Source organism: Algoriphagus halophilus (genome assembly GCF_900129785.1).
Classification (GTDB): domain Bacteria; phylum Bacteroidota; class Bacteroidia; order Cytophagales; family Cyclobacteriaceae; genus Algoriphagus; species Algoriphagus halophilus.
Genome location: NZ_FSRC01000001.1, coordinates 1397452 through 1421290, shown reverse-complemented (window position 1 = coordinate 1421290; position 23839 = coordinate 1397452). Strand labels below are relative to the sequence as shown.

26 protein-coding genes are annotated in these 23839 nt (G+C 38.4%); 19 read left to right on the top strand and 7 right to left on the bottom strand.

The window, feature by feature from the left end:
- The first annotated feature begins 37 nt into the window (after window positions 1-37).
- The gene (gene trpF, locus BUR11_RS06080) at window positions 38-658 is read left to right on the top strand and encodes a phosphoribosylanthranilate isomerase (protein WP_074223894.1); all 621 of its coding nucleotides are present in this window, start codon (window positions 38-40) and stop codon (window positions 656-658) included.
- Between the two features lie 29 nt (window positions 659-687).
- On the opposite strand, the gene BUR11_RS06075 is transcribed toward trpF, so the two are convergent.
- The 4 genes from BUR11_RS06075 to BUR11_RS06060 form a co-directional block, all read right to left on the bottom strand.
- Entirely contained in the window at window positions 688-1635 is a 948-nt protein-coding gene (locus BUR11_RS06075; protein WP_074223893.1) for an aldo/keto reductase, read from the bottom strand.
- 200 nt (window positions 1636-1835) lie between these two features.
- On the bottom strand, window positions 1836-3206 hold the full coding sequence (locus tag BUR11_RS06070; protein WP_074223892.1) for a putative oxidoreductase C-terminal domain-containing protein: 1371 nt from the start codon (window positions 3204-3206) through the stop codon (window positions 1836-1838).
- Entirely contained in the window at window positions 3193-4563 is a 1371-nt protein-coding gene (locus BUR11_RS06065; RefSeq protein ID WP_074223891.1) for a Gfo/Idh/MocA family protein, read from the bottom strand. The genes BUR11_RS06070 and BUR11_RS06065 overlap by 14 nt, the downstream gene beginning before the upstream one ends.
- A gap of 49 nt (window positions 4564-4612) precedes the next feature.
- The gene (locus BUR11_RS06060; RefSeq protein ID WP_074223890.1) at window positions 4613-5581 is read right to left on the bottom strand and encodes a DUF6807 domain-containing protein; all 969 of its coding nucleotides are present in this window, start codon (window positions 5579-5581) and stop codon (window positions 4613-4615) included.
- 81 nt (window positions 5582-5662) lie between these two features.
- On the opposite strand from BUR11_RS06060, the gene BUR11_RS06055 reads away from it, so the two are divergent.
- Window positions 5663-6589, top strand: coding sequence for a ThuA domain-containing protein (locus BUR11_RS06055; protein ID WP_074225138.1), 927 nt, complete (start codon window positions 5663-5665; stop codon window positions 6587-6589).
- A 61-nt stretch (window positions 6590-6650) separates the two neighbouring features.
- On the opposite strand, the gene BUR11_RS06050 is transcribed toward BUR11_RS06055, so the two are convergent.
- On the bottom strand, window positions 6651-6986 hold the full coding sequence (locus BUR11_RS06050; protein ID WP_074223889.1) for a zinc ribbon domain-containing protein YjdM: 336 nt from the start codon (window positions 6984-6986) through the stop codon (window positions 6651-6653).
- 96 nt (window positions 6987-7082) lie between these two features.
- Complete coding sequence (locus BUR11_RS06045) at window positions 7083-8333, bottom strand: NAD(P)/FAD-dependent oxidoreductase (protein WP_074223888.1); 1251 nt, start codon at window positions 8331-8333, stop codon at window positions 7083-7085.
- Window positions 8334-8496: 163 nt separating this feature from the next.
- Here BUR11_RS06045 and BUR11_RS06040 point away from each other — a divergent pair, with 163 nt between their 5' ends.
- Both BUR11_RS06040 and BUR11_RS06035 read left to right on the top strand, forming a co-directional pair.
- Entirely contained in the window at window positions 8497-9711 is a 1215-nt protein-coding gene (locus BUR11_RS06040; RefSeq protein ID WP_074223887.1) for a serine hydrolase domain-containing protein, read from the top strand.
- Between the two features lie 8 nt (window positions 9712-9719).
- On the top strand, window positions 9720-10100 hold the full coding sequence (locus BUR11_RS06035) for a nuclear transport factor 2 family protein (protein WP_317045228.1): 381 nt from the start codon (window positions 9720-9722) through the stop codon (window positions 10098-10100).
- A 90-nt stretch (window positions 10101-10190) separates the two neighbouring features.
- On the opposite strand, the gene BUR11_RS06030 is transcribed toward BUR11_RS06035, so the two are convergent.
- A complete protein-coding gene (locus tag BUR11_RS06030; protein ID WP_074223886.1) occupies window positions 10191-10553 on the bottom strand; it encodes a DUF2200 domain-containing protein in 363 nt (120 codons plus the stop codon).
- Window positions 10554-10811: 258 nt separating this feature from the next.
- Between BUR11_RS06030 and BUR11_RS06025 the strand changes: the two genes are divergently transcribed.
- From BUR11_RS06025 to BUR11_RS05955, 15 genes are all read left to right on the top strand, one after another.
- Window positions 10812-11405, top strand: coding sequence for an aspartyl/asparaginyl beta-hydroxylase domain-containing protein (locus tag BUR11_RS06025; RefSeq protein ID WP_074223885.1), 594 nt, complete (start codon window positions 10812-10814; stop codon window positions 11403-11405).
- Between the two features lie 138 nt (window positions 11406-11543).
- Window positions 11544-12239, top strand: coding sequence for an SDR family NAD(P)-dependent oxidoreductase (locus BUR11_RS06020; protein WP_074223884.1), 696 nt, complete (start codon window positions 11544-11546; stop codon window positions 12237-12239).
- A 7-nt stretch (window positions 12240-12246) separates the two neighbouring features.
- Entirely contained in the window at window positions 12247-12423 is a 177-nt protein-coding gene (locus tag BUR11_RS06015; RefSeq protein ID WP_143185854.1) for a Lacal_2735 family protein, read from the top strand.
- Entirely contained in the window at window positions 12424-13857 is a 1434-nt protein-coding gene (locus tag BUR11_RS06010; protein WP_074223882.1) for an SDR family oxidoreductase, read from the top strand.
- 156 nt (window positions 13858-14013) lie between these two features.
- Window positions 14014-15468 (top strand): sulfatase, encoded by a 1455-nt coding sequence (locus BUR11_RS06005; protein WP_074223881.1) that lies wholly within the window; start codon window positions 14014-14016, stop codon window positions 15466-15468.
- A gap of 67 nt (window positions 15469-15535) precedes the next feature.
- On the top strand, window positions 15536-16513 hold the full coding sequence (locus BUR11_RS06000; protein WP_074223880.1) for an NAD(P)-dependent alcohol dehydrogenase: 978 nt from the start codon (window positions 15536-15538) through the stop codon (window positions 16511-16513).
- A gap of 76 nt (window positions 16514-16589) precedes the next feature.
- Window positions 16590-17501 (top strand): DnaJ C-terminal domain-containing protein, encoded by a 912-nt coding sequence (locus tag BUR11_RS05995; RefSeq protein ID WP_074223879.1) that lies wholly within the window; start codon window positions 16590-16592, stop codon window positions 17499-17501.
- Window positions 17494-17784, top strand: a complete 291-nt coding sequence (locus BUR11_RS05990; protein ID WP_074223878.1) for a chaperone modulator CbpM — start codon at window positions 17494-17496, stop codon at window positions 17782-17784. Before BUR11_RS05995 ends, BUR11_RS05990 begins: the two co-directional genes overlap by 8 nt.
- Before the next feature lie 103 nt (window positions 17785-17887).
- Window positions 17888-18301, top strand: coding sequence for a S41 family peptidase (locus BUR11_RS05985; protein WP_143185852.1), 414 nt, complete (start codon window positions 17888-17890; stop codon window positions 18299-18301).
- A 38-nt stretch (window positions 18302-18339) separates the two neighbouring features.
- Window positions 18340-19464: an FG-GAP repeat domain-containing protein gene (locus tag BUR11_RS05980; RefSeq protein WP_200800384.1), complete on the top strand. Its 1125-nt coding sequence runs from the start codon at window positions 18340-18342 to the stop codon at window positions 19462-19464.
- A gap of 173 nt (window positions 19465-19637) precedes the next feature.
- Complete coding sequence (locus BUR11_RS05975; RefSeq protein WP_074223877.1) at window positions 19638-20450, top strand: C45 family autoproteolytic acyltransferase/hydolase; 813 nt, start codon at window positions 19638-19640, stop codon at window positions 20448-20450.
- Between the two features lie 74 nt (window positions 20451-20524).
- The gene (locus tag BUR11_RS05970) at window positions 20525-20830 is read left to right on the top strand and encodes a hypothetical protein (RefSeq protein ID WP_074223876.1); all 306 of its coding nucleotides are present in this window, start codon (window positions 20525-20527) and stop codon (window positions 20828-20830) included.
- A gap of 53 nt (window positions 20831-20883) precedes the next feature.
- Window positions 20884-21594, top strand: a complete 711-nt coding sequence (locus tag BUR11_RS05965) for an SGNH/GDSL hydrolase family protein (protein WP_074223875.1) — start codon at window positions 20884-20886, stop codon at window positions 21592-21594.
- 173 nt (window positions 21595-21767) lie between these two features.
- Window positions 21768-22781, top strand: a complete 1014-nt coding sequence (locus tag BUR11_RS05960; RefSeq protein ID WP_074223874.1) for a DUF3500 domain-containing protein — start codon at window positions 21768-21770, stop codon at window positions 22779-22781.
- Window positions 22782-22945: 164 nt separating this feature from the next.
- Complete coding sequence (locus BUR11_RS05955; protein WP_074223873.1) at window positions 22946-23788, top strand: alpha/beta hydrolase; 843 nt, start codon at window positions 22946-22948, stop codon at window positions 23786-23788.
- The last annotated feature ends 51 nt before the right edge of the window (window positions 23789-23839 follow it).

The window sequence follows — 23839 nt, the reverse complement described above, 5'->3', positions numbered from 1 at the left end:
TGTTCATGATTACATTTACAGTTCCAAAAATCAAGATATGGCTTTAAGAACTTTTGTAAAGATAAGTGGCATTACCAATCTCAGTGATGCTAGATATTGCGCTGGGATGTATGTAAACCTCATAGGGTTTTCTTTGGAAGAAGGTACTGAAAAATTTGTAAACCCTGCTCAATATAAAGAAATAACAGGCTGGGTATCAGGCCTTGAGTTTGTAGGCGAGTTCGATACATTATCCGCTAGTGATGCACTTGAAATCCTAAAAGACTATCCATCCATTACTTGGGTGGAACATACTAGAATTGACGACTTGGTAACATTAAAAAAGGCTGGCTATCAAGTGATTTATAAAAAAGACCTGGCTGAAGTTAAACACATGGAAAAAGATGTGGCAACAAAACTTCAGGAAGAGGGGATTTTATTCCATATCACCTCCAATGATGATCCTTTGACTTTAAATGATAAGGAAGTGATTTCCCTATTGACGAAGGAATGTGAGGTCATCTTAGGAGCTGGGGTATCTTCAGAAAATGTAATTGGGCTTATAGATGAATTAAATCTTAAAGGGATTGTATTAGAGGGAGGAGAAGAAATTAAACCCGGACTCAAAGATTTTGATGAATTAGCAGACATTCTGGAGGTATTAGAAATAGAAGAATAAAAAAAGGCCCGAATTTAATCGGGCCTCTTTTATCCAAATAAATCGGATAGTTTATATGGACTCTCAGGCCCAGTAAAAAACTTACCATTGATAAATCTAAAATCCACTCCTATATCATCTAGCTCCATTAAATCATTCTGATCTAATTTCAATTTTGCTGCAGCAAGATTTTCTTTGATTCTCCCTTGATTGGTGGATTTTGGAATCACGGCTATATCTCTAGCAACGGACCAAGCGATCAACACTTGCCCAATACTCGCTCCATGTTTTTTAGCGATCAACTCAATAACAGGATCCTTCAATAACACAGGATCATTTTTGTGGCTTTCATTTCTGGAATCCGGTGAACCCAATGGAGAATAGGCAGTCATTAAAATGCCATTTTCCCTACAGAATTGAACCAAAGCCTTTTGGGGTAAATATGGATGCATTTCCACTTGATTCATTTCTGGTTTTTGACCTCCAATATTCATCACCTCCCTAAGTTTGGCTTGATTAAAATTTGAAACTCCAATATGCTTTGCCAATCCCAGAGATTTCAAATGTTGCATCCCTTCCCAGGTTTGGGTTAAAGGGACATCCAGATAGGTATAAAACTCATCCCTAGTTTTTGCAAACCCAATCCCCCTTTTAAAAGAAATTGGCCAATGGATTAAATACAAGTCCACATAGTCTAATCCTAAATCAGAAAGTGTTTTTTCCAGAGCTGGCTTCACATCCTCGTATTTATGGGAATTATTCCAAAGTTTAGAAGTCACAAAAAGTTCTTCCCTTTCGACAAGTCCCTCATTGATTGCCTGAGCAATCCCCTCTCCTACTTCTTTTTCATTTTGGTAAACTGCCGCACAATCAAGATGCCTATACCCGCTTTCAATTGCCCAATACACTGCTTGTTTTACTTGGCCCGGTTCACTTTTCCAGGTTCCTAGGCCAATAATGGGCATGCGATCCCCATTTTCAAAAGTTAAATTTTTCATAAAATTTATAGACCCATTTAGGTCTCATTTATCAGGTTAAATAAATAGATCGTATAATTCAGTTGTCTAATGACAACGTTTAATCCGTTCAAGAAATTCGTGCTTTTCAGAAAAAAGCTAAAATAGAATGAAAAGAATTTCCATATACTTAATTGGTAAACCTAAAAAAAAGCCTCACTGTTTATGAGGCTTTGATTTTTCTATTGAGCTTTTTCATAAGCTTGTGTAGTCGTATAATATTTCACGATCATATTAGGCACTTCCCAATCAGGCATTTTTCCTGCTTTAAAGAATTTCAAATAATTTTCAGTGACTTGTGCAAAGTGCGCTTCATGTCCCACAGAATAACTATCAGGTACTTCCACCCGAAATTCCCCATTATCCAGTTTCGTAAGACTAATTCCTGGATAAGCACTTTGTAAATCTTCATTGATGGCTTTTTGCAAAGCGGTCTCTTGATTCTCGAGCAGCTTCACATACAATATCGGCTTGTAATTTTCTTCTTCCCCCTGCCTAATGATCAAATTGGCTTTGGTCCCTCTCATGATGCTGTAATGGGTATCTGCAGTTCCTTCAGGAGCTTGATAGGCCCATTTCACGGATACTTTTGCATGTACTCCTTTCAAGGTATAGTTCATTTCACCATTAGCAAGTACATCTAACGTTTCTCCTTCGGAAAAAGAAGGAGTTTTTCCGGTGACTAATTGGTATTGTTCATAATTGAGGGAGGTTGGAAGCAATTCTGCCTGGAGCATAGTGACATCTGAGGTATCTAAAGCTTCTCCGGGGAAGGATTCCCATTGAACCAAATCCACTAAATGTGTGGTCACATCCACCAAACCAGACCCTTCTACTTCCGTATCAAAAAACCATTCTGGTCGTACTAAGGGAGCTCCTGATACATACTTGAAAAAGTGGTGAACCGACTCTTTGGTAATAGCAGGATCTTCAAGTGTCCCTTGTTCCAAAGTACCGAATACCTCAGGTATCATGGATAACTCCCGCTGCAAAATGGTAGAAATTTCAAAACGCTCGGTCATGATATCATAAAACAGCAAGTTTTTCTCTTCAGCGATTTCAAAAGCCCTTTTCAATTTTTGAAAACCTGCAGGATTAATTACCAAAGGCTTGTCTGCGTAGACATTCATCCCATTTTCCAGCGCAGAAAGAATATAATCGATTTTACGATCATTTTTCCCTGCTACGACCATGACATTTCCTGCTTTCTCCTTGATCATCTCTTGTAAGAAATCATCACCGGTATACACCTCAATATTCCAAGCTGTGGGATCTTCTTCCCGTTCATTATAGCCCGCAATTCTATTGAGGTAGTCTCTTAGCTCTTCTCCTTCTGGTGCATAAACATGGATGGTAGAGTCTACCTCAGGATACATGCTCTTATGAATCAGGCCTGCATGGAAATGCCCCGGATCAAGAGTTACTATTTGAATAGGAGCTTTTTCTTTGGCTTCATCCATGCTTTCTGAAGGTGAATCACAATTTTGAAAAAGGAATGCTGCTAGGATTAGCAGCGCTGCTTTACACTTGAACATCAATTTAAACTTTGACATAATTAGTACCATATGGTGCTCTTTGATCTCTACTTAGATAGGTATTTGCCTCGTCATCATTTACAAATCGTTCTGAAATCGGATCCCACTCCAACTTTCTTCCCAATTGCATGGCGATGTGGCTAACTAAACACACTGAACAAGCCCTGTGTCCGATTTCTACTGGAGAGAGCAACTCATTTTCCCCTTGGATAGCGCCCAGCCAATTTCCATGATGCTCTGTACTTTTTTGTAAATGGATTTCATTAGGTCCAATCACCGATTTTAAAATGGCCGGATCAGAAGCATCTAAAGCTTTAGCGCTCTCCCCTTGTGCTACGGGATCACTGGACGAAGCCACATAATTTCCTCTAGAAACCCATATCCATCCATCAGTCCCTTCATACCGGATTCCATTCGGGTAACCTCCGCTGGTATACATATGGATTCCATTGTCATACTCCGCCTTCACCATGAAATCTCCATGAACGTTCCAAAGCCCAGAACGAGGGAATTCGGCTACTGCTTCTATATATCTAGGACCTGTTAATTCAGTATCCATTCCCCAAGCTGCTGAGTCAAAATGATGTTGCCCCCAACCCGTAATCATTCCCGCACCAAATTGATTAATTCTCAACCAACCTGGACGACCATATCCTTTTTGAGGATGGACACCTATTTCTGTATAAGGCACCTCCGGAGTGGATCCTAGCCACATTTCATAGTTTAAGTTTTTAGGAACTGGCATGGCTGGAGCTTCAGGTCCAGCTGGATCACCGGGTAAGCCAATCCTTACAGTATGAAGCTTACCTATTCTGCCATTTCTAACTAATTCTGCGGCAATTCTGAATTGCTCACTGGATCGTTGCTGAGTTCCTAATTGAAGTTTAACACCAGTCTTTTTTACCACATCAGCCAATTGCCTTCCTTCACGAATAGTTAGTGAGGTAGGTTTTTGAAGGTAAACGTGTTTCCCCGCTAAGGCTGCCATCATAGCTGGTTGTGAATGCCAGTGATCAGGAGTACTGATTACGACCGCATCAATCTCATCATTCAAGAGCATTTCACGGAAATCACCATATTGTTTGATTTCACCAGATGCCTCATTCTCCTTTTTGGCATAATAATTTTCTATTAGGTCCTTCCCATCCTGCATCCGGTTGGAATCCAAATCTGAAACCGCTATATATCTGGCACTGGCATGTCTCCAGGTACCGGGAATGTCATGATCCCTCGCTATTCTCCCACAACCTATTTGACCTATTTGAATTCTGTTGCTTGGAGCATTCTTTCCAAAAACGGAGGAAGGAACGATGGTGGGAATTCCAAAAGCGGCTGCAGCCAGACCGGTATTTTTTATAAAAGTTCTTCTTTTCATAGCTATTCAGGGTTATGATTGGGCATTATTATGGTTTGATTCATTTCTTTTATTTTACAAATGCAGACCAATATTTATTGGCTTCTTCTGCGGTCAATTCCCCATCAAAAACGATCATTCTATACTTTAAAGAGTACCGTTTGTTGGGAAGGATCTCCCAAGATTCATGTCTTATAGGAGTAAACTCCACAAATACATTTCCTTGACGATTGTAGTTTTCTTCCGGCCAAACCCGAAGTGGCTCAGGATGAGCCTTATTGGTATTATGGCTTAAAATCAACAGCCCACTTTTACCTTCCGGGGCATTTGATTCTCCGGTAATGATGATCCATTTGGCCTCAGTCCCATCCGCAGTTTTTCTGTCTTTTCCTTCTGAAGTGAGCACTGTACTATTATCAGATCCCCAGACTTCGGTGGCTCTAAAGCCTAAACCTCCACCATACCGGTATGCATCCAATAAAATCCCATCTTTCAACTTCGTAGAAATATTGGTTGTATAGTCCACGAGAAACCTTCCTTTGTCAACAGGCATGACCTTTATTACCAGATCCTCGGAAATGGCAAGTTTTTCAGATTCAGGAGCAGTCAAATCCAAATGATTCTGTCTTACCGTTAATTCTGCCACTCCTCCCGCTTCTTTTTTGGCAATCACACGGTCAAAATCTACTCGTCCTTTATGATCCGCTAAATTCCAAAAATCCACCATTCTTCCACCAATTGTGGCCCGTGTCCAAGGACCCCATATCCCATAATGATGGTAGTGATCTTTGGGTTGAATTCGAGTAAGTACTTGACCGGAAGGAGAAGTAAGGGGATGGATAAAACCTGATTTTGCATAGTCTGGGTTTACCCCTTCCGGTACAGGTTCCACAGCCGTTTGATAGGTCAAAACACGCTGCTCACCTAGCATGAAGTCTATTCCTTTTTCACTTTCACGTAACGTGACTTTTTGAGCAGAAACAGTCCCTATCATCAAAATAAGGACCATGGGGAGAAATAATATTTTTTTGATAATCATGGAAAAATCTAGTTATTGGGCTTCAATTTTAAAGATATCGAAATCTAATCTAATGCCTAGTTGCAATTACCCCAATTACCTATGAAGAAGAATATTTTCTACGCAATCGTTTTCATTTTTTCGATCGGAACTGCTTTCTCCCAAAGTATGTCCGAGGTGGAGTTGACCGAAGAATGGAAAGATAAAATCTATGAATTGGCTCCAGATAAAGCCACTTTCCCTTTCAAAACCAAAAAGAAAGTATTGGTTTTTTCTTTACACACTGGGTTTTGGCACTGGGTAAATCCCCATACCGAAGCAATGTTCAAAATTCTTGGGGAAAAAAGCGGAGCCTTTGAGGTTGTAGGTAGTAGGGATCTGGCCATGATGGAAAAAAACAAGCTGAAGGAGTTTGATTTAGTAATCTTCAACAATACCAATTCAAAACCAACTTATAGAAACCTATTCGTGGATAAGCTCACAGAAGAAGGTAATATGGATAGTGTGGCTGTTTGGAAAAAGGCTTCAGAACTTGAAAAGAATGTAATTAACTATGTCAAAAAAGGAGGAGGATTTTTTGTGATTCACGGGGGCAATACTACCCTGAACAACTCCATGGAATTTTCAAGATTACTTGGAGGATCTTTCGACTATCATCCCAAGCAGCAGCCCATACATGTGAGATTGGTGGACCCACAACATCCTTTGGTTCAAGCTTTCCCTGCAGAAGGATTTGTACATACGGATGAACCTTATTTTTATAAAAATGCCTATGCAGCATTAGACTTCAAACCTTTGTTGTATTTCAACAATGCTGAGATCGAGGCACAGAGAAAAGGCCAGGAATTAACAGAAGGCGTTACCTATGTAGCTTGGATTAGAAAAGATGGAAAAGGAAGAGTTTTATATAGCTCCCCTTCGCATAATGCCCAAAGCTTTGAAAACCCGGATTTATTGCAGTTTTTCTTAGATGGAATGCAATACTTGGTTGGAGATGTAGAGGTAGATGAAACACCCATACGGAAATAAGAAGTAAGAAATACGAAGTATGAACTTCCTCGTACTTCGTATTTCCCATTTCATATATTCCTCAGGCTTTCTTCACAAACTCACTTTTCAAAGCCATAGATCCAAAACCATCAATTTTACAATCGATGTTGTGATCGCCTTCTACTAATCTGATGCTTTTTACTTTTGTCCCTGCCTTGATGGGCTTTGGCGCGCCTTTCACTGGAAGATCTTTGACAATGACTACAGAATCACCATCCGACAATAGATTTCCATTCGCATCTTTTACAATCAAACCTTCCTCCTCTACTTCTTGCTCTGGAACCCACTCAAAGCCACATTCAGGGCAAACAAGTTGATTATCCATTTCATATCCGTAGGGAGATTTGCACGAAGGGCAAGGGGGTATATTTTCCATCCCGCAAAAATACGGCTTTATCCCATTTTTACACTTCCATACCAATTGATTTAAATCAGGTTTCAGGGGATCAACCTGATTTGATAAAGAACTAAATTAATGGGTCGGAGTATAACTTAAAATGACAGATTCAGCAACCAATCTTCCCGAGGTCATGGCAGCATTGCTTGATCCATTGAGTAAATAATCTCCTCCCAGATATACATGGTCAGTTATTTTACATTCAGTAATAGGAATACTGCCTTTGATATCGTCTAGGCTAGGTAATGCATAGGAAATGTAGTAAGACTTAATAAACTTGAAATAATCTCCCTTGATACCAGAAATATGCTCCAGTTCTTTTTGAACTTGCTTGATCAGGTCCTTTTCCTCCAATTCACTTTCCAAAACAGTGACAGAAAGTAAAGACCTATCTGAACTTGTATACGAAGCCGATACATCGTCCAAAAACACCAAATTGTTAATTAGAAATTTTTCTCCAGGGACCAAGCCAAGCATAGGTCTAGCCATAAAGGACTTTTGAAGAGAAAAATACAGGTTGATTACTTTTTTTGGTTTTGAAAATTGTCCCTGTAATTGAGGCATGATCTGATCGGGTTGGGTACAAATCAAAATTCGATCTGCTTCCAATTGCTCTCCATTTTTTAAGGTGATCGTCTGTCCTTCCACCTTTTCTACCCCAGAATTAAAATAAATCTGAGTTGTTCCTAGCTGCTTTCTCAGCATATTTGGGATTTCCTGCATCCCTTTTTCAGGTATAGCTGCATGACCTAAAGAGAACATTTTGAAAACGAATTCAAACATCCTTGCAGAGGTATTCAAATGCTTTTCAAGAAAAATCCCCCTGAAAAAAGGTTTGAAGAAGTTATTGATTATTTGATCTGAAAAACCATAGTTTTTCAGGTACTGTAAAGTAGGAATCGAAGGCTCATTGAAAATATCCTCCACAGGCTTCTTTTTTAATTCCTGGGTCAAACTATACATTTTGACTTTATCCAAAAATGTACCTACTCTTGAAAAAGCCATTCCTACTACTTTAAGGGGATTTCGAAGGGGGTCGGAAATAATGTAAGAGTCCTTTTCATCAAAAATAACAGCCCCTGGATCAAAGGTTTTAAGATTCAAAGCTGCTAAATTCAAATAGCGGTTTACTTCAGGATAAGCCGTGAGCAAAACCTGAAATCCATGATCCAGTAAAAACCCCTCTACCTGATCGGTCTTCATTCTTCCTCCTACCTTATCTGTACTTTCTAAAATAATGGGTGAAAAACCGGCTTTTTCTAATTCTATCGCAGCTACAAGACCCGACAATCCTGCACCTATGATGTATATTTTCTGTTCTTTCATTCAGTTCTATGCAATTAAAAATTTCTAAAATCCTCGCTGCTAAAAAACAAAGGTTTTTATAATAACTTACCTTTTATAAAAGAGTTTTTAAAATTTAATCATTTTGAATAGACATTTATATGAATCTTTTAAATATGAGATTGTTCCAATAAACCGCCCTATCATGAAAAAACTTACTTCTTGCTTATTCCTAGTTTTTTGCCTCGTCCAATTTCTTTCTGCACAGACCTATTTTCCTTCCAAAGGGAATTGGGAGAGCAAAACCCCTAGTGAACTTGGAGTGGATCCCAATAAACTACAAGAAGCAATTGACTTTGCTGTGGCCCATGAAAGTAATGCTAACCCAAATCTTAAAATTGCACATTATGAAAGCGCTTTTGGAAGAGAACCTTTTGGATATCCCATCGGGCCAATGAAACTTAGAGGACCGGCTACAGGCTTGATTATTTACAAAGGCTATGTCGTAGGTCAATGGGGAGATCCTGACAGGGTTGATTTGACATTCTCCGTTGCAAAGAGCTTCCTTTCTACTACTGCAGGACTTGCGGTGAAAGAGGGATTAATCTCTTCAGAAAATGATTTAGTATATCCGTATATGGCCCCCCTATATCCATATGAACCTGCCAAATTAATGATCAACAAGGCAGATCATTTTGAAGAGGAAGACACCTTCGAGCTTTTTGATACGGAGCATAACAGAACCATTACTTGGGATCATTTATTAAGACAAACCTCCGATTGGGAAGGTAGCCTTTGGGGAAAACCAGACTGGGCAGATCGACCAAGAGAGGGTGTTCAAGAAAAAAGAGAAAGACCCCAAAATGCTCCGGGATCACTTTATGAATACAATGATACCAGGGTCAATGTCCTTGCACTGGCTCTAATGAACGTCTGGAGGAAACCTTTACCAGTGGTTTTGAAATCAAAAATCATGGACCCTATTGGAGCCAGTGACACCTGGAGGTGGACAGGGTATGAAAATTCATTTGTGATCATTGATGGTCAAATTATGCAATCCGTATCTGGTGGCTCTCATTGGGGAGGCGGGATGATGCTTTCTGCCTGGGATCAAGCAAGATTCGGATACCTTACTTTAAATAATGGTCAATGGAAAGGAGAGCAACTCATTCCGACCTCCTGGATGGAAAAATCAAAAACTCCTACTGCTGCCAATCCTGGTTATGGTTTCATGAATTATTTCCTTAACAATGAAAGGGAATTTATCCCTTCGGCACCTGCTACTGCTTTTGCCCATATTGGTGCGGGAACCAATATGATTTATGTAGACCAGGAAAACGATTTAGTGATCGTTGCTCGGTGGATACCAAATGGAGATAAAAACGAATTGGTCAAGCTGGTATTGGAAAGCTTAAAATAATATGAAGAATGATGGACCCCAATTTGAATAAACAAAATGCTATCTCCTTTTATAGAACCGCTTACCTGGGTAATCCCCAAGAAGCGGTAAAAAAGTATGTAGGAGATCAATACATTCAGCATAATCCCCAGGTTGCTGATGGCACACTTGGGTTTATAGCATATTTTGAAAAGATGCAGCGAGACTACCCCGATAAGTCCATCGAGTTTGTCAGGGCGATAGCAGAAGGTGATTTGGTTGCATTACATACTCACCAGATTTGGCCTGGAAATGATCAATACATTACCATGGACTTTTTTAGGTTTGATGAAAAGGGAAAAATTTGTGAGCATTGGGATGCCATCCAACAGGTCCCAAAAAAGTCTGCCAATTCGAATAGTATGTATTAATACAATCTGATCAAAGTTCCATTAAAAAATTTAACCTAAAACCATAATTTTAATGTTTCTTCATCGTAAAATGAAGGAATGACTTTACTATCAAGACCTTAAGATCTTTTCCATTTTTTTCCCTTTTGCCAATTCATCTACCAGCTTATCCAAATACCGGACTTTCTGAGTTAATGGGTTTTCAATATCCTCTACCCTATATCCACAGATTACTCCCGTAATCAGATTTGCATTGGAATTTAGAGTTGCCTGATCAAAAAACTGTTCAAAGGTGACCTTCTCCTCTATCAATTGCTTCAGCCTAGTTTCATTGAATCCAGTCAACCATTCAATAACCTGATGAAGTTCTTCTACTGTCCTACCCTTTTTTTCTACTTTGGTGATATAGTGAGGATATACCGAAGAAAAAGTCATATTGGCAATTCGCTCGTTGTGCTTATCTGTAGTATTCATAGTATCAAATTTTTAATCCCGAAAGAGTCTGAGCAACTCAGACATGACACAGCCTATAAAGAAATTTAATCCCCAATAAAACTAACAAGAATTCGGTGAAGAACCTTCTATTACAATTACTGGGGACTGGAAATAAAGGAAGATGTAAACTTCAGTGAATTATCTCCTATCGATTCCTTGGGTGGTTTAAGTCAACCATCATTTCTAAAATTGTTTTATCTTGAGGTTTTTTAAAATCACTTCCAATCATGTTATTCCATGGACCAAGCTAGCCCATCTGTTTTAGAATTAGATCGAATCAAGCTTCCTTTTTCATTTGATGTAGAAAAAATCTTCGCTGAAGTGAAGGCCTTGCAACTCAATCACTTCGAATATTATGATGTAATTTCTCTACGCGCTCCCGCACATTTGGTAGACCCAAGTTTGCCTTTTCCTCCTCCAGCAGAAGATTATGCGGATGGGACTTGGTGTGACTGGATGGATACCAATGCATTAAAAAAATCACCGTATCTGAAAAGTATAGTCAATCAATTTCAAGAACACACAACTGTAAACCTGGTAAGAATTTTGAGGCTTGCCCCTGGTGCCAATGTCAAGGAACACACTGACCCAACCTTAGGATTGCATATAGAAAAATCTGTCATTCGATTGACTATCCCAGTACTAAATGAAAACACTCAGTTCTTCTTAAACAAAGAACCTGTCCTGATGAAGCCAGGAGAATGTTGGTACTTGCGCCTCACAGATCCACACTATATTTTAAATCCTAGTCAAACAGAACGAATTAATATTACCATCGACATGGTTCCTAATCAATGGGTTTATGAACTGATTGAAAACAGCATCCTTTGAAGCTTTCCAGTTTCAAGCAATCTATTCCTCAAACAATCAAGCAAGCTCGTGGTTTAGTGATTAGAACATACGTTCAAAGGGTTCATCTCAACAACTTTTATGAATGTATAATCTCTAATCACCTAAAATTAATAACCATTGAAAAATTATTTAATCATTGGAGCTTCTTCAGGAATCGGGAATACCCTTGCCAAAATTTTAGCAGAGTCTGGGCATCAAGTGTTTGGTACTTATTTTAAAAATGAGGTAGAGGAGGATATCCCGAACCTCTCATTCAGTTCATTAAATGTCATGGATGAAGATTTAAACCTAGACTTTTTACCAGAAAAGCTAGATGGGATTGCCTATTGCCCAGGCAGTATCAACCTAAAGCCATTTTCCAGAATCAAACCAGAAGAGTTTATTCAAGACTATGAATTACAAGTGGTTGGAGCGATTAAGGTTTTACAGGCAGTTTCATCTCGTCTTAAGGCTTCAGAAAATTCTTCTGTGGTTTTATTTTCTACCGTTGCTGTACAAAAAGGATTTAATTTTCATACCCAAGTGGCAGCCTCCAAAGGAGCACTTGAAGGATTGACCCGATCTCTTGCATCAGAATGGGCACCAAGCATCCGGGTGAATGCGATCGCCCCTTCCATAACGGATACACCATTAGCTCAAAAATTATTGAGTTCAGAGGAGAAAAAATCAGCGAATGCACAACGCCATCCGTTAAAGAAAATAGGTAGTACCCAAGATATTGCAGAAATGGCCAATTTTCTTTTGACAGAAAAATCCTCCTGGATCACAGGACAGGTTTTCCATGTGGATGGAGGAATGGCAGGAATTAACTAAAAAACATATGTTCGGAATATTCAAAAAGAAGTCTAAAATCGACTTGCTAAAAGAAAAGTATCAAAAACTTCAACACGAATCTTATAAACTTTCTACCGTAAATAGAACTGAAAGTGATAAAAAACTAGCGGAGGCAGAAGAGGTGTACGAAGAGATTAAAGCATTGGAAAAGGAAGAGAAATAGATGAAAATATTACTGGCAGGCGCCTCTGGATATATTGGAAAAAGAATCCTCCCTATTTTATTGGAAAAAGGGCATCAGGTGATCTGCTGCGTGCGAGACAAAAATCGTTTTAACCCACCGGAAGAAAACAACCATCTTATTGATGTAATAGAAGTGGATTTTCTTGATCGAGATTCACTTCATACTATCCCACAAGACATTGAAGGGGCGTATTATTTATTGCATTCTATGGCAGCATCCTCTGATTATGAGGAGATGGAAATGAAGTGCGCCAAAAATTTTAAAGATGTAATCAATCGCACCGAAGCCAAACATGTAATTTATCTCAGCGGAATCATCAATGATTCGGAGTTATCAAAACATTTAAAATCCAGAAAGGCAGTTGAGGAAGAACTGGCTAAAGGCACCTATCACTTTACGACGCTTCGAGCTGGAATCATCATTGGATCGGGAAGTGCATCTTTTGAAATTATCCGGGATTTGGTAGAAAAACTTCCGGTAATGATTACTCCAAAATGGTTAAAAACAAAATGTCAGCCTATTGCTATTTCCGATGTGATCAAGTTTTTAGTAGGAGCCCTTTTCAAAGAAGAGCTCTACGATCAAAGTTTTGATATTGGAGGACCAGACATACTTACCTATAAAGAAATGCTTTTGGGCTTCGCAGAAGCAAGAGGACTAGAAAGGAAAATCTTTATTGTACCCGTGATGACGCCCAAAATCTCTTCTTATTGGCTGTATTTCGTCACTTCAACTTCCTACAATTTAGCGACGGCCTTAGTGAGTAGCATGAAAATAGAAGTGATCTGTAGAGAAAGTAACATCAATGAAATCCTACAGATCACTCCTATAGATTATAAAACAGCCTTAAAAAGAACCTTATACAAAATTGATGAACATGAAATTTTATCCAGCTGGAAGGATTCTTGGAGCAGCGGTGTCATCAATAAGAAATTGGCCCTACGGAGAAATGTCCCAACTTTTGGTTGCTTCAAAGATGTTCGATCCAAAAAAGTAGAGAACATCCAAAAAGCCAAAGATAAGATTTGGAACATCGGAGGAGAAAATGGTTGGTATTATGGCAATTGGTTATGGGAAATCAGAGGTTTTTTGGATCAATTGTATGGAGGGGTTGGACTCAGAAGAGGTCGAAGTCACCCTTCCAATTTATCACCCGGAGATGCTTTGGACTTTTGGAGGGTTTTGTATGCGGATAAAGATGAAGGGAAATTGTTACTTTTTGCAGAAATGAAACTTCCGGGGGAAGCCTGGCTAGAATTTAGTTTTAAAGATCATGTGTTAACTCAAACCGCTACCTTCCGTCCATGGGGCCTTTCAGGAAGATTATATTGGTATGCTGTTTTTCCGTTTCATGGATTCATTTTTCAGGGCATGATCAATAAAATCACCGAAAACCTTGATTCTCCAAAATAGTCAATTGAATACATTTTTTCTTTATCCTACTTGGGCAGGATAGCTAGTTCCATTTTCCCCTTTAAATTAAACTGCAATAATCTGGTACTCAAGGCTACACTTGAATTCTTTTTATTGTTGAGTTGATTTACCCTTTATACCCAAATACCCCTTCCTATGAAATTTTCAAAAGTGACTTTTGCCCTTTTTTTGAGTTTATTTTTTCTCAATTCCAGCTTTGCCCAAAAGAAACCCAACATCGTATTCATCATGGCTGATGACCTAGGTGGTCGGGATTTACCGGTTTATGGAAATCGCTTTAATGAAGCTCCCCATATTTCTAAACTTGCTTCTCAGGGCATGGTGTTTTCCAATGCCTATGCAGCTCCCGTTTGCTCCCCTACTCGAGCGAGTATTCAATCTGGACAATATCCTGCGCGAGTAGGAATTTTTGACTTTATACCCGGACATTGGAGACCCTATGAGAAGGTAACTGTTCCCCATCATGAAGTTCAGCACCTACCCAATCAAATTATAACGATTGGTGAAGCCATGCAGTCCGCTGGATACAAGACAGGGTACTTTGGGAAATGGCATTTAGGAAACAATCCAGAACATCTACCTCAAAACAGAGGCTATGATCAAGCCCATACCTATGTTGGAGGTGGCTTTTATAATCCCAGGTTTACTCCTGAATATCCATCAAATGAACAGAAGCGTTTAAGTGAAGTACTTACTGATATGGGAATAAATTTTCTCGAGGAAAATCAAAATGAGCCTTTCTTCCTTTTCATCTCTCATTACGATGTGCATGTTCAGTTAGACGCGGATAAAGAATTGATTTCTAAATACCTGAATAAAGAAAATGATCCAAACTATTCCAATAATGCAGTTTATGCAGCCATGATCGAGCATGTGGACCTGAGCGTTGGAAAGATCATGGAAACTCTTGAAAAGTTAGGATTAGCAGAAGAAACCCTCTTCATTTTTTATTCGGATAACGGTGGAGTCAATAATCGGTTCGATCACATTCCATTATTGGCAGGAGGCAGTTTGGAGGTGTATCCAGAAGGTCATCCATTAAGATATATAGCCACTACAAACATCCCTTTAAGAGCTGGAAAAGGAACGGTGTATGAAGGTGGAGTTCGAGTTCCATTAATTGTGAGATGGCCTGAAAAAATAAAAGCAGGAATCAAAACTGAAGCCTTGGTTTCCAGTGTGGACTTTTATCCAACTTTTGTAGAATTAGGGAATGGTTCCATGCCCGAAAATCAAGTTTTTGATGGAATTACAATGCTTCCTATTCTCACTGAAAATAAGATAGACCCAGAACGTGAACTTTTTACTCATTACCCGGTGTACCACCATACGGTTCCCATGTCCGCCCTTCGAAAAGGAAAGTGGAAAATCATTGAAAATTTGGTTTCAGGGGAATTCTCGCTTTACAATTTGGAGTTTGATCTAAGTGAAATGACTGATTTAAAATTCAGCTATCCAGAAAAGCTTGAGGAAATGAAATCTGTATTAAAAAATTGGCAACAAAGCACCAAGGCACAGATGCCAAAACCAAATCCTGATTTCGATCCCGCTAAGAGATATGAATGGGGTAAAAACCCGTTTGCAAATTAGATAGTCCCACTTCTTCAACTTTTAAATAAATAGCTATCTTGTAGAGGGCCCATCACCCCAATTTTTTATGAAAGCGATTGTTTTATCAAAATATGGACTTCCTGAGGAGGTATTGAGAATACAAGAAATTGAACTTCCACAACCTAAAGAAAAAGAGGTGCTCGTTAAAATTATCGCCACTTCAATCAATGACTATGATTGGAGTATGGTGAGAGGAAAGCCCTATCTCTACCGTCTCATGTATGGGTTTACCAAACCAAAAAACAAAATTTTGGGAATGGAGCTTTCCGGAATCATAGAAAAAGTTGGATCAGGAGTTAGCAAATTTAAGGTGGGTGATGAGGTATATGGAGATATTTCAAATTTTGGCTTCGGAACTTTCGCTGAATATATCAGTGTACCGGAAAAAGAATTACTTCCAAAACCTAAGACCCTAAGTTTTGAAGAAGTGGTAGCCATCCCCCATGCTGCTACTCTTGCCTTTCAAGCATTACAGGATTTAGGAAAAATAAAGACTGGACAAAAGGTGTTAATCAATGGAGGTGGCGGTGGTGTTGGAACCATAGGTGCTCAACTTGCTAAAACCAATGACTGCCACGTTACCGGGGTAGATTCTAAAGCCAAACTAAGCAAAATGAGGGCGCTGGGGTTTGATGAGGTAATTGATTATACCACCACCGATTTTACCCAAAATGGCGAACAGTACGATTTGATTTTGGATTGTAAATCCACCAAATTACCCAAAAGCTATTTGAAGGCATTAAAGAAGAATGGAACCTATGTCACAATTGGTGGTCATATTAAAAGCCTCTTGAGTATTTTTATATGGAGTAAACTAAAGCCAAAAAGTTTAGGAAAAAATCTCAAGATTCTGAGTTTGATCCCAAATAAAGACTTAGAAAGTATTACTCAATTTATGCTCAAAAATGGGTTTAAATTTCAAATTGATGGACCTTACTCTTTTGACAAAATTCCGGGAATGATCCAATATTTTGGAAGAGGTCTTCATCAAGGGAAAATTGTAATCAAAATAGGAAGCGAATGAAAATTTCTTCCGGATTTCAGCAACAAGCCGATCAAAATCACGAAATTAAAAGTGCTTCTAACTAGTAATTTATCCTATGGCATTTATAGATTATTATAAAACATTAGGCATTTCGAAAACTGCGACGGAAAAAGAAATTAAAGCTGCCTACCGAAAACTCGCTCGGAAATATCACCCTGATCTTAATCCAGATAATAAAGAGGCTGAAATAAAATTCAAAGAAATTAATGAGGCCAATGAGGTATTAAGCAATCCGGAAAACAGAAAGAAATACGATAAGTATGGGAAAGATTGGAAGCACGGAGAGGAATTTGAAAAAGCTCAACAGCAAAGACGGCAACAATCACAGTATACCCAGCATGAATCCGGTCAAGGAAGCTTCTCGGGTCAGGATTATTCAGATTTCTTTGAATCCATGTTTGGAGGTGGAGGAAGAACTTATTCCAGTCATGGGCATAGAACTCCAAAATTCAAAGGTCAAGATTACAATGCAGAATTGCATTTAGACCTCAAAGATGTTTATACAACCCAAAAGCAAATACTAACTGTAAATGATAAAAAAATAAGATTGACCATTCCTGCAGGAGTAGAAAATGGACAACAAATCAAAATTAAGGGAAATGGAGGGCCAGGTATCAATGGAGGGCCTAACGGGGATTTATACATCAAATTTATCATCAACAACTCCACTTCATTTAAGAGAGAGGGAGACAATTTGTATAAAGATGTTGATCTGGACCTATACACCGCCATTTTAGGAGGTGAGATCATCATTGACACATTTGACAGTAAAGTAAAACTCAAAATAAGTCCAGAAACCAAAAATGGCACCAAAGCCAAATTAAAAGGAAAAGGTTTTCCTGTATACAAAAAAGAAGGACAATTTGGAGATTTGATTATCACTTACCATATCAAAACTCCAACAGGATTAACCGAACGCGAAAAAGAATTATTCAAAGAATTACAAAAACTTAGAACTCATGGTTGAGACTCACTTAATAGCTATCAAAACCATTTGCTTAAACTATGGTATTGATAATTCCTTTGTAGAAGAGCTAAATGAATTTGGATTGATCCATATTGAATTCATTCAAAATGACAAATTTATACACCAAGATCAAATCTCAGATCTCGAAAAAATGATTCGGCTGCGAAACGAGTTAAATCTTAATTTGGAGGGCATAGACGTAGTTTTTAATCTTTTACAAAAAGAAAAAGAACTAAAAGAGGAGTTAACCATTCTCAAAAACCGGTTAAAATTGTATGAATAGGTATAAGACATCCAATTTATTTTGCAATTACCAAGCTTGAGGTATCATTGGAGATTATCCAATTGGTCTTCATGGTACTAACCTTCAATTGGACCTTTCTTATATGAAAAAAATACTGGAAGTACTCATTTTTTTATGTCTATCCACCCTATCCATCCTTGCCCAATCAAAATCAAAACTTCTCTCTAAAGAAGAGGTATTGGAAGATTTAGACTACCTATATAAATCTTTAATTGAAGCTCATTCTCAATCAGCGGTTACAGCATCTCAAATTCAAGACTATAATTTTGGTGAAATTGTCGGCGAGGAGACCGGCGAATACCCCTCTTTATATGCCTCAGTTATTAGGTATAAATTACCCAATTCAGGCATAGAAGTCCAAGCCTCAAAAGGTTATATTGTCCGGGTGAATGGAAGTACCACAGAGCGGGGAGTAATTCCAGATATCTTTATCAAAGACTATCTTTTAGATGAGGAGGATGAAATTTTAGAGGGCTTATTGAAACGGTTGAATTAGAGAAAAAACATCCTATCCAAAAATTACCAGTTTACACTATGAAGAAGCTAATGTTCGTTCCTTTGATTTTCTTATCGCTACTGGTAAATGCCCAAGAAGTCGAGTTTATTACAAATTCCAGATTGATTTTGGGTGGAGAAAAGGAAAAATCAGCTTCCATAAGCGCTGGGGATATTGACCTGGATGGAGATATAGATGTGGTGGTAGCAGATGGAAGGCATTGGCCCCAAACCAATAAAGTATTTTACAATAATGGCTACGGAATCTTTACCGTGTCCCGTTTGCTAGATGATGTGTATGAAACAAGTTATGCAACTGAACTAGCAGATTTTGATGGGGATGGAGACTTGGATGTGGCTGTAGGAAACGATATGGCCCCTAATGCAATCTACCTTAATGACGGAAAAGGAAACTACACCAGGTCTGGTACTTTTGGAAATGACTATTCCCCCACTCGAAATCTAAAAACAGTGGATATAGATACCGATGGAGATATCGATATTTTAATTACCAATAGAGGTCGTGTCAATGAAATTTGTCTGAATAATGGACATGGGGAGTTTAGTGATCGAGTAGAGTTTGGATCCTCTGACGACTCCACCATCGATGTGGATGTTGCAGATATGGATCAAGATGGAGACATGGACCTGATTTTGGCAAATCGAGATGGGCAGCAAAACTACATCTACTTAAATGATGGAACTCTGACATTTACTGCCCGATTACCATTTGGGACTGGCACAGATGAAACTAGATCTGTTGGAGTGATTGACATAGACTCAGATGGTTATCTGGATATCATTACAGCCAATATTGGAGAGCCCAATGTGATCTATTTTGGAGATTCAATCTTAGGTTACCAACGAAACATCATTTTTGACCCCAGTTCAGATGAATCTTATTCTTTGGATTTTGGGGATTTAGACAATAATGGCAGCATTGATATAGTTATTGCAAATTCGGGGAGACCCAATAAGGTCTTCTTAAATTTCCAAAATGGAAATAGTTGGAAAGAGATTCCCCTCTCCAGTGGAGAATTAGACACTTACGATATCATCCTCAAAGATTTAAATAACGACCAGAGATTGGATATCATCGAGAGTAATTCCGATGAACTCAATTATTTTTATTTTAATCGATTAAAGCCCACACCCAATAATTGATCTTTTAAAAAGGGTCCTGAATATTTTATCGTCCTACTTTCTGATTACCCCCCCATTTAAACAAAGCGTTTGACCTCCCAAATTTTTTTATATCTTCTTGATTTACAAATTCTTTACTTAATCCAATTCCATCTATTTTGTGTAAATTCAACTGAATTCAATTTTTAGATTTTATGAAAAACTATCATGTAGTTCTTGTTTCTCTTTATCTATTATTTTTCTCTTGTTCACCAAAAGAATCAAATCAAGAAGACACATCGGTAAAGCCAAAAGTAAACCTAGAAATTCTTGCTAATGGGAACCTCAGATATTTAAAACTAACTGGATCCCCCTATCAAAGAGGTTTTGAGCATGGGAAATTGTTAAAAAAAGATATCCAAGATGTCATCGAGTTGCTTTATGAGGATATACGATCTACTACTGGAATAGATCCTAAAGAATTTATCACGCTCTTTTTAGAGCAGACTGACTATCTATCTTCTGTTGAGGAATACACTCCCGAATTATTAGAAGAAGTAAAAGGAATCAGCGATGGATCAGGGGTAGAATTTGAAACGATTTTTATGCATCAACTAGGTGATGAATATTGGTTCAATACCAAAGACGTAATGGCACATAGTTGCAGTTCTTTCGGTGTCAATAAAACTGCTAAGTTTCCAAGCATTACCGCCCAAAACATGGATATTCCAGAATTTTTTCATGGTTTTCAAACAGTGATCAAAGCTTCTGAATCCAATTCGAGTAAAGAAGTCATGTACCTGTCAGTACCAGGCCATTTGGGATTGACAGGAATGAATAATCAATCTGTTTCTATCAATTGCAATACCTTGATGCAATTGGATTATGCCAAAACGGGCTTGCCGGTAACCTTTATTGTAAGAGGAGTTTTAAGTAAGGATACGCAAGAGGAGGCGTTGGATTTTTTGAAGCAGATTCATCATGCATCAGGTCAAAATTACATTTTGGGAGGCCCAGAAAGAGTTTAGAATGTTCCTCAAATAAACTGGAAGAATTCCGACCCTTTGAAAATTCTATTTTCACCTATCATACCAACCATCCCATGAGCAATACCGATTACAGTGCCAACTATTTGGCTTCTTTGGCAGCAAACAATAAGACTCCTGAAGAAGGATTATACGAATGTCAGCGCATCAAATCATTTCAGAATCGGTTTACTGAAAACACCCAATCCATCAGTATTGATGAAATAAAAAAAGTATTGAGTTCAAGGGATAATGATGGTCAAGATGTGGTGAGTAATCGATTTACTTTTGCCAGCGTCATTTATGAGCTTTCGGATAAACCAAGATTTTTGGTTGCGCCAGGTAAGCCACATGAAATAGAATACCTAAAGCTAGAATGGTGAATTATCAATTCAGTCTTTTAAAAAGTAACCAGCAGACAACTCCGCTTCCGTTCATGAAAAAAGTACTTATTGCCTCCTCTTTATTTCTTTTCACCTGTGTTTCATATGCCCAAACACCTGAACAGGATTCAAAAGAAAATTACCTGCATGAAATCAAATCAGAGTTGATTGTCAAATGGCCAGAGAATCAAACGATTAACCTGGTATTTCATGGACACAGCGTACCTGCTGGATATTTCAAAACTCCAGATGTAAATACGCTGCACTCCTACCCTTTTCTGGTTTTAAAAGGAATTAAGGAAGCTTATCCTTATGCGGTGGTCAATGTAATCAATACCGCCATTGGCGGGGAGGATTCTCACAGTGGGCAAAAGAGGTTTAACAAAGAAGTTCTCCCCCATCAACCCCACATCTTGTTCATAGATTATGCTTTAAATGATCGAAGAATCGGTTTGGAAACATCCAAAAAGGCTTGGGAAAAGATGATTGTCAAAGCTTTAAAGAAAAATATCAAAGTAATTCTTTTGACACCATCTCCTGATCTCAAAGTAGATCTTACAGAACCCGGGAATGAACTCGATTTACATCGTCAACTAATAATTGAATTGGCAGAAAAATATCAAGTGGGTTTGGTGGACAGTTATGATATATTCCAAAAAATTCAAGAATCCTGTAATTGTGTCATGGAATATATGTCTCAGGGAAATCATCCCAATGAGAAAGGCCACCAGCTTATAGCTGAAGAAATCCTGACTTACTTCTAATTAGCATTACTACCTATAGTCAATAGTACCGAGTTCGATCGTCCTTCTACTTCTCTATTCAATTAAAAAACACCTGATTGATTTGAGTTTCCTTTAAAAATCCACGAATTCCTATTTCAAAAAGTCCTATTTTGTAGTGAGTAAATTCAATTTCAAACTAATTAAAGGTCATTATGAAAAAAATTGTTTTAGTAGGCCTGCTCATTTTTTCTTCAATTTTTCTAGCATTTATACTTTTAAAGGATGATCCTGCCAGTAAATTTTTGAATTCCATGAGCCAGGATCAAAAGCAAAAAGTGCTTTATTCTTTTGATGATGAGACAAAGACCCAATGGCATTATATTCCAAGTTCTATGTTTCCAAGAGCAGGAATTTCGTTGGCAGAATTAGATATCACACAGAAAAAGCTACTACATGAATTGCTTCAATCCTCTCTTTCCGAAACAGGGTATTTAAAAACCATACAGATTATGGATCTGGAAAATGTTTTGAGAGAAATGTCTGGGGACTCGGTAATGCGTGACCCTGATAAGTTTTTTGTGGCTTTTTATGGTAATCCAGAAACAGATAGTCTTTGGTCTTGGTCCTTTGAAGGACATCACATATCCTTAAATTTCACAGTACTCAATAATGAACAAACCATAGCTCCAAGATTTTTTGGGGCAAATCCAGCAGTCATACCTTCTGGACCAAGAAAAGGGGAAAAAACTTTAGAAAAAGAAGAAGAGCTCGGCTTTCAATTGGTCAATTCTCTCGACCAAGAGCAGAAAGCCATCGCTATTTTTCAGGAGGCCCCAATTAATGATATCGTGACCAGAAACTCAATCGAAGTTGACCCCTTATCTCCAGAAGGGATCAAATTTGAGGTGTTAAATTCCAGTCAAAAAAAGGTTTTCTTAAGTCTTATTGATGAATACCTATCCACTATGCCTGAAAAATTGGCAATGGAAAGGATGAAAAATATTCAAGATGAAGAACTAGGTGAAATCAGGTTTGGATGGGCAGGAACTACTAAATCTGGTGAGGGTCATTATTATAGAATCCAAGGAAAGTCATTCTTAATAGAATTTGACAACACACAGACCAATGCAAATCATATCCATACCGTATGGAGAGATTTTAATGGGGATTTTGGAAAAGACCTGATCAAAGAACATTATGAAAATTCAGATCATCATACCCCATAAACCTATTGATCAAATTAAACCCTGAAGAATGGACCTAGCAGTGAATTAAGTGATCTGGAATTGGTTCAAAGGTTTCAATACCACTTCTTAACTATTCAGTAGTTCCCACTTTAATTGAGTCTATTGTTTACCAATAACCATTCTGAAAACAAAGCATTTGAACTATGAACGATCGGTCAATTTTGTTAGGAATAATGTTTTTCTTCCTCCTACAAATTGCTTCAGCCCAAGAAGTGATACTTTATAAGGAAGTAGATACAACGCAATTATTCTTGGAAGTGATCTATCCGGAAGAAATGGACCAAACGAAAGAATACCCTGCCATGGTTTTCTTTTTTGGAGGAGGCTGGGTAGGTGGAGACAGATCCCATTTTGAACACCAAGCTGATTACTTTGCCAAGCGAGGACTGATCTGTTTTTTAGTGGATTACAGGACAAAAAACAAGCATCAAACCAGTCCTTTTGAATCCTTGAAAGATGCAAAATCAGCCATTCGATATATCAGAAAAAATGCCGTAAAGTTCCATGTATCCCCTTCAAAGATCATCGCTTCTGGAGGATCTGCCGGGGGGCACTTGGCCGCCGCAACAGCTTTGAGTCCTGATTTTAATGAAGCCACCGATCCTTTGGACATCAGCCCTGTTCCAAACGCATTGGTCTTGTTTAATCCAGTCATAGATAATGGTCCTGGAGGCTATGGATATGAACGGATTGGAGAAACTTATCCAAGCTTCTCTCCTCTTCACAATATTAGAGCTGGAGCTCCTCCTACCCTATTGATGCTCGGGACTCAAGACCGTCTCGTGCCCGTTACCACTGCTGAATATTATCAACTGGTGATGGAAAAGGTAGGAAGTAGATGTGAATTAAAGTTATATGAGAACCAACCTCATGGGTTTTTCAACTACCCCAACTTTGAATACTATCAAAAGACTCTTTTGGCAGCAGATGAATTCCTCCAATCTCTTGGCTATTTAGAGGATCAACCCAACGTAAAAATTGAATAGCCTTACAAAACAAAAAGGGAAAGCACGGAAGTACTTTCCCTTTTTGTTGGG

Excerpts from the sequence above, each read along its gene's own strand:
- trpF (WP_074223894.1), top strand. The coding sequence starts at position 38 with ATGGCTTTAAGAACTTTTGTAAAGATAAGTGGCATTACCAATCTCAGT.
- BUR11_RS06065 (WP_074223891.1), bottom strand. The coding sequence starts at position 4,563 with ATGAAAAGAAGAACTTTTATAAAAAATACCGGTCTGGCTGCAGCCGCT.
- BUR11_RS06045 (WP_074223888.1), bottom strand. The coding sequence starts at position 8,333 with ATGAAAGAACAGAAAATATACATCATAGGTGCAGGATTGTCGGGTCTT.
- BUR11_RS05955 (WP_074223873.1), top strand. The coding sequence starts at position 22,946 with ATGAACGATCGGTCAATTTTGTTAGGAATAATGTTTTTCTTCCTCCTA.
- BUR11_RS05980 (WP_200800384.1), top strand. The coding sequence starts at position 18,340 with ATGAAGAAGCTAATGTTCGTTCCTTTGATTTTCTTATCGCTACTGGTA.
- BUR11_RS06075 (WP_074223893.1), bottom strand. The coding sequence starts at position 1,635 with ATGAAAAATTTAACTTTTGAAAATGGGGATCGCATGCCCATTATTGGC.
- BUR11_RS05985 (WP_143185852.1), top strand. The coding sequence starts at position 17,888 with ATGAAAAAAATACTGGAAGTACTCATTTTTTTATGTCTATCCACCCTA.
- BUR11_RS06025 (WP_074223885.1), top strand. The coding sequence starts at position 10,812 with ATGGACCAAGCTAGCCCATCTGTTTTAGAATTAGATCGAATCAAGCTT.
- BUR11_RS06010 (WP_074223882.1), top strand. The coding sequence starts at position 12,424 with ATGAAAATATTACTGGCAGGCGCCTCTGGATATATTGGAAAAAGAATC.
- BUR11_RS06060 (WP_074223890.1), bottom strand. The coding sequence starts at position 5,581 with ATGATTATCAAAAAAATATTATTTCTCCCCATGGTCCTTATTTTGATG.
- BUR11_RS05995 (WP_074223879.1), top strand. The coding sequence starts at position 16,590 with ATGGCATTTATAGATTATTATAAAACATTAGGCATTTCGAAAACTGCG.
- BUR11_RS05975 (WP_074223877.1), top strand. The coding sequence starts at position 19,638 with ATGAAAAACTATCATGTAGTTCTTGTTTCTCTTTATCTATTATTTTTC.
- BUR11_RS06055 (WP_074225138.1), top strand. The coding sequence starts at position 5,663 with ATGAAGAAGAATATTTTCTACGCAATCGTTTTCATTTTTTCGATCGGA.
- BUR11_RS05990 (WP_074223878.1), top strand. The coding sequence starts at position 17,494 with ATGGTTGAGACTCACTTAATAGCTATCAAAACCATTTGCTTAAACTAT.
- BUR11_RS06015 (WP_143185854.1), top strand. The coding sequence starts at position 12,247 with ATGTTCGGAATATTCAAAAAGAAGTCTAAAATCGACTTGCTAAAAGAA.
- BUR11_RS06000 (WP_074223880.1), top strand. The coding sequence starts at position 15,536 with ATGAAAGCGATTGTTTTATCAAAATATGGACTTCCTGAGGAGGTATTG.
- BUR11_RS05965 (WP_074223875.1), top strand. The coding sequence starts at position 20,884 with ATGAAAAAAGTACTTATTGCCTCCTCTTTATTTCTTTTCACCTGTGTT.
- BUR11_RS05970 (WP_074223876.1), top strand. The coding sequence starts at position 20,525 with ATGAGCAATACCGATTACAGTGCCAACTATTTGGCTTCTTTGGCAGCA.
- BUR11_RS06035 (WP_317045228.1), top strand. The coding sequence starts at position 9,720 with ATGATGGACCCCAATTTGAATAAACAAAATGCTATCTCCTTTTATAGA.
- BUR11_RS05960 (WP_074223874.1), top strand. The coding sequence starts at position 21,768 with ATGAAAAAAATTGTTTTAGTAGGCCTGCTCATTTTTTCTTCAATTTTT.
- BUR11_RS06005 (WP_074223881.1), top strand. The coding sequence starts at position 14,014 with ATGAAATTTTCAAAAGTGACTTTTGCCCTTTTTTTGAGTTTATTTTTT.
- BUR11_RS06030 (WP_074223886.1), bottom strand. The coding sequence starts at position 10,553 with ATGAATACTACAGATAAGCACAACGAGCGAATTGCCAATATGACTTTT.
- BUR11_RS06050 (WP_074223889.1), bottom strand. The coding sequence starts at position 6,986 with ATGGAAAATATACCCCCTTGCCCTTCGTGCAAATCTCCCTACGGATAT.
- BUR11_RS06040 (WP_074223887.1), top strand. The coding sequence starts at position 8,497 with ATGAAAAAACTTACTTCTTGCTTATTCCTAGTTTTTTGCCTCGTCCAA.
- BUR11_RS06070 (WP_074223892.1), bottom strand. The coding sequence starts at position 3,206 with ATGTCAAAGTTTAAATTGATGTTCAAGTGTAAAGCAGCGCTGCTAATC.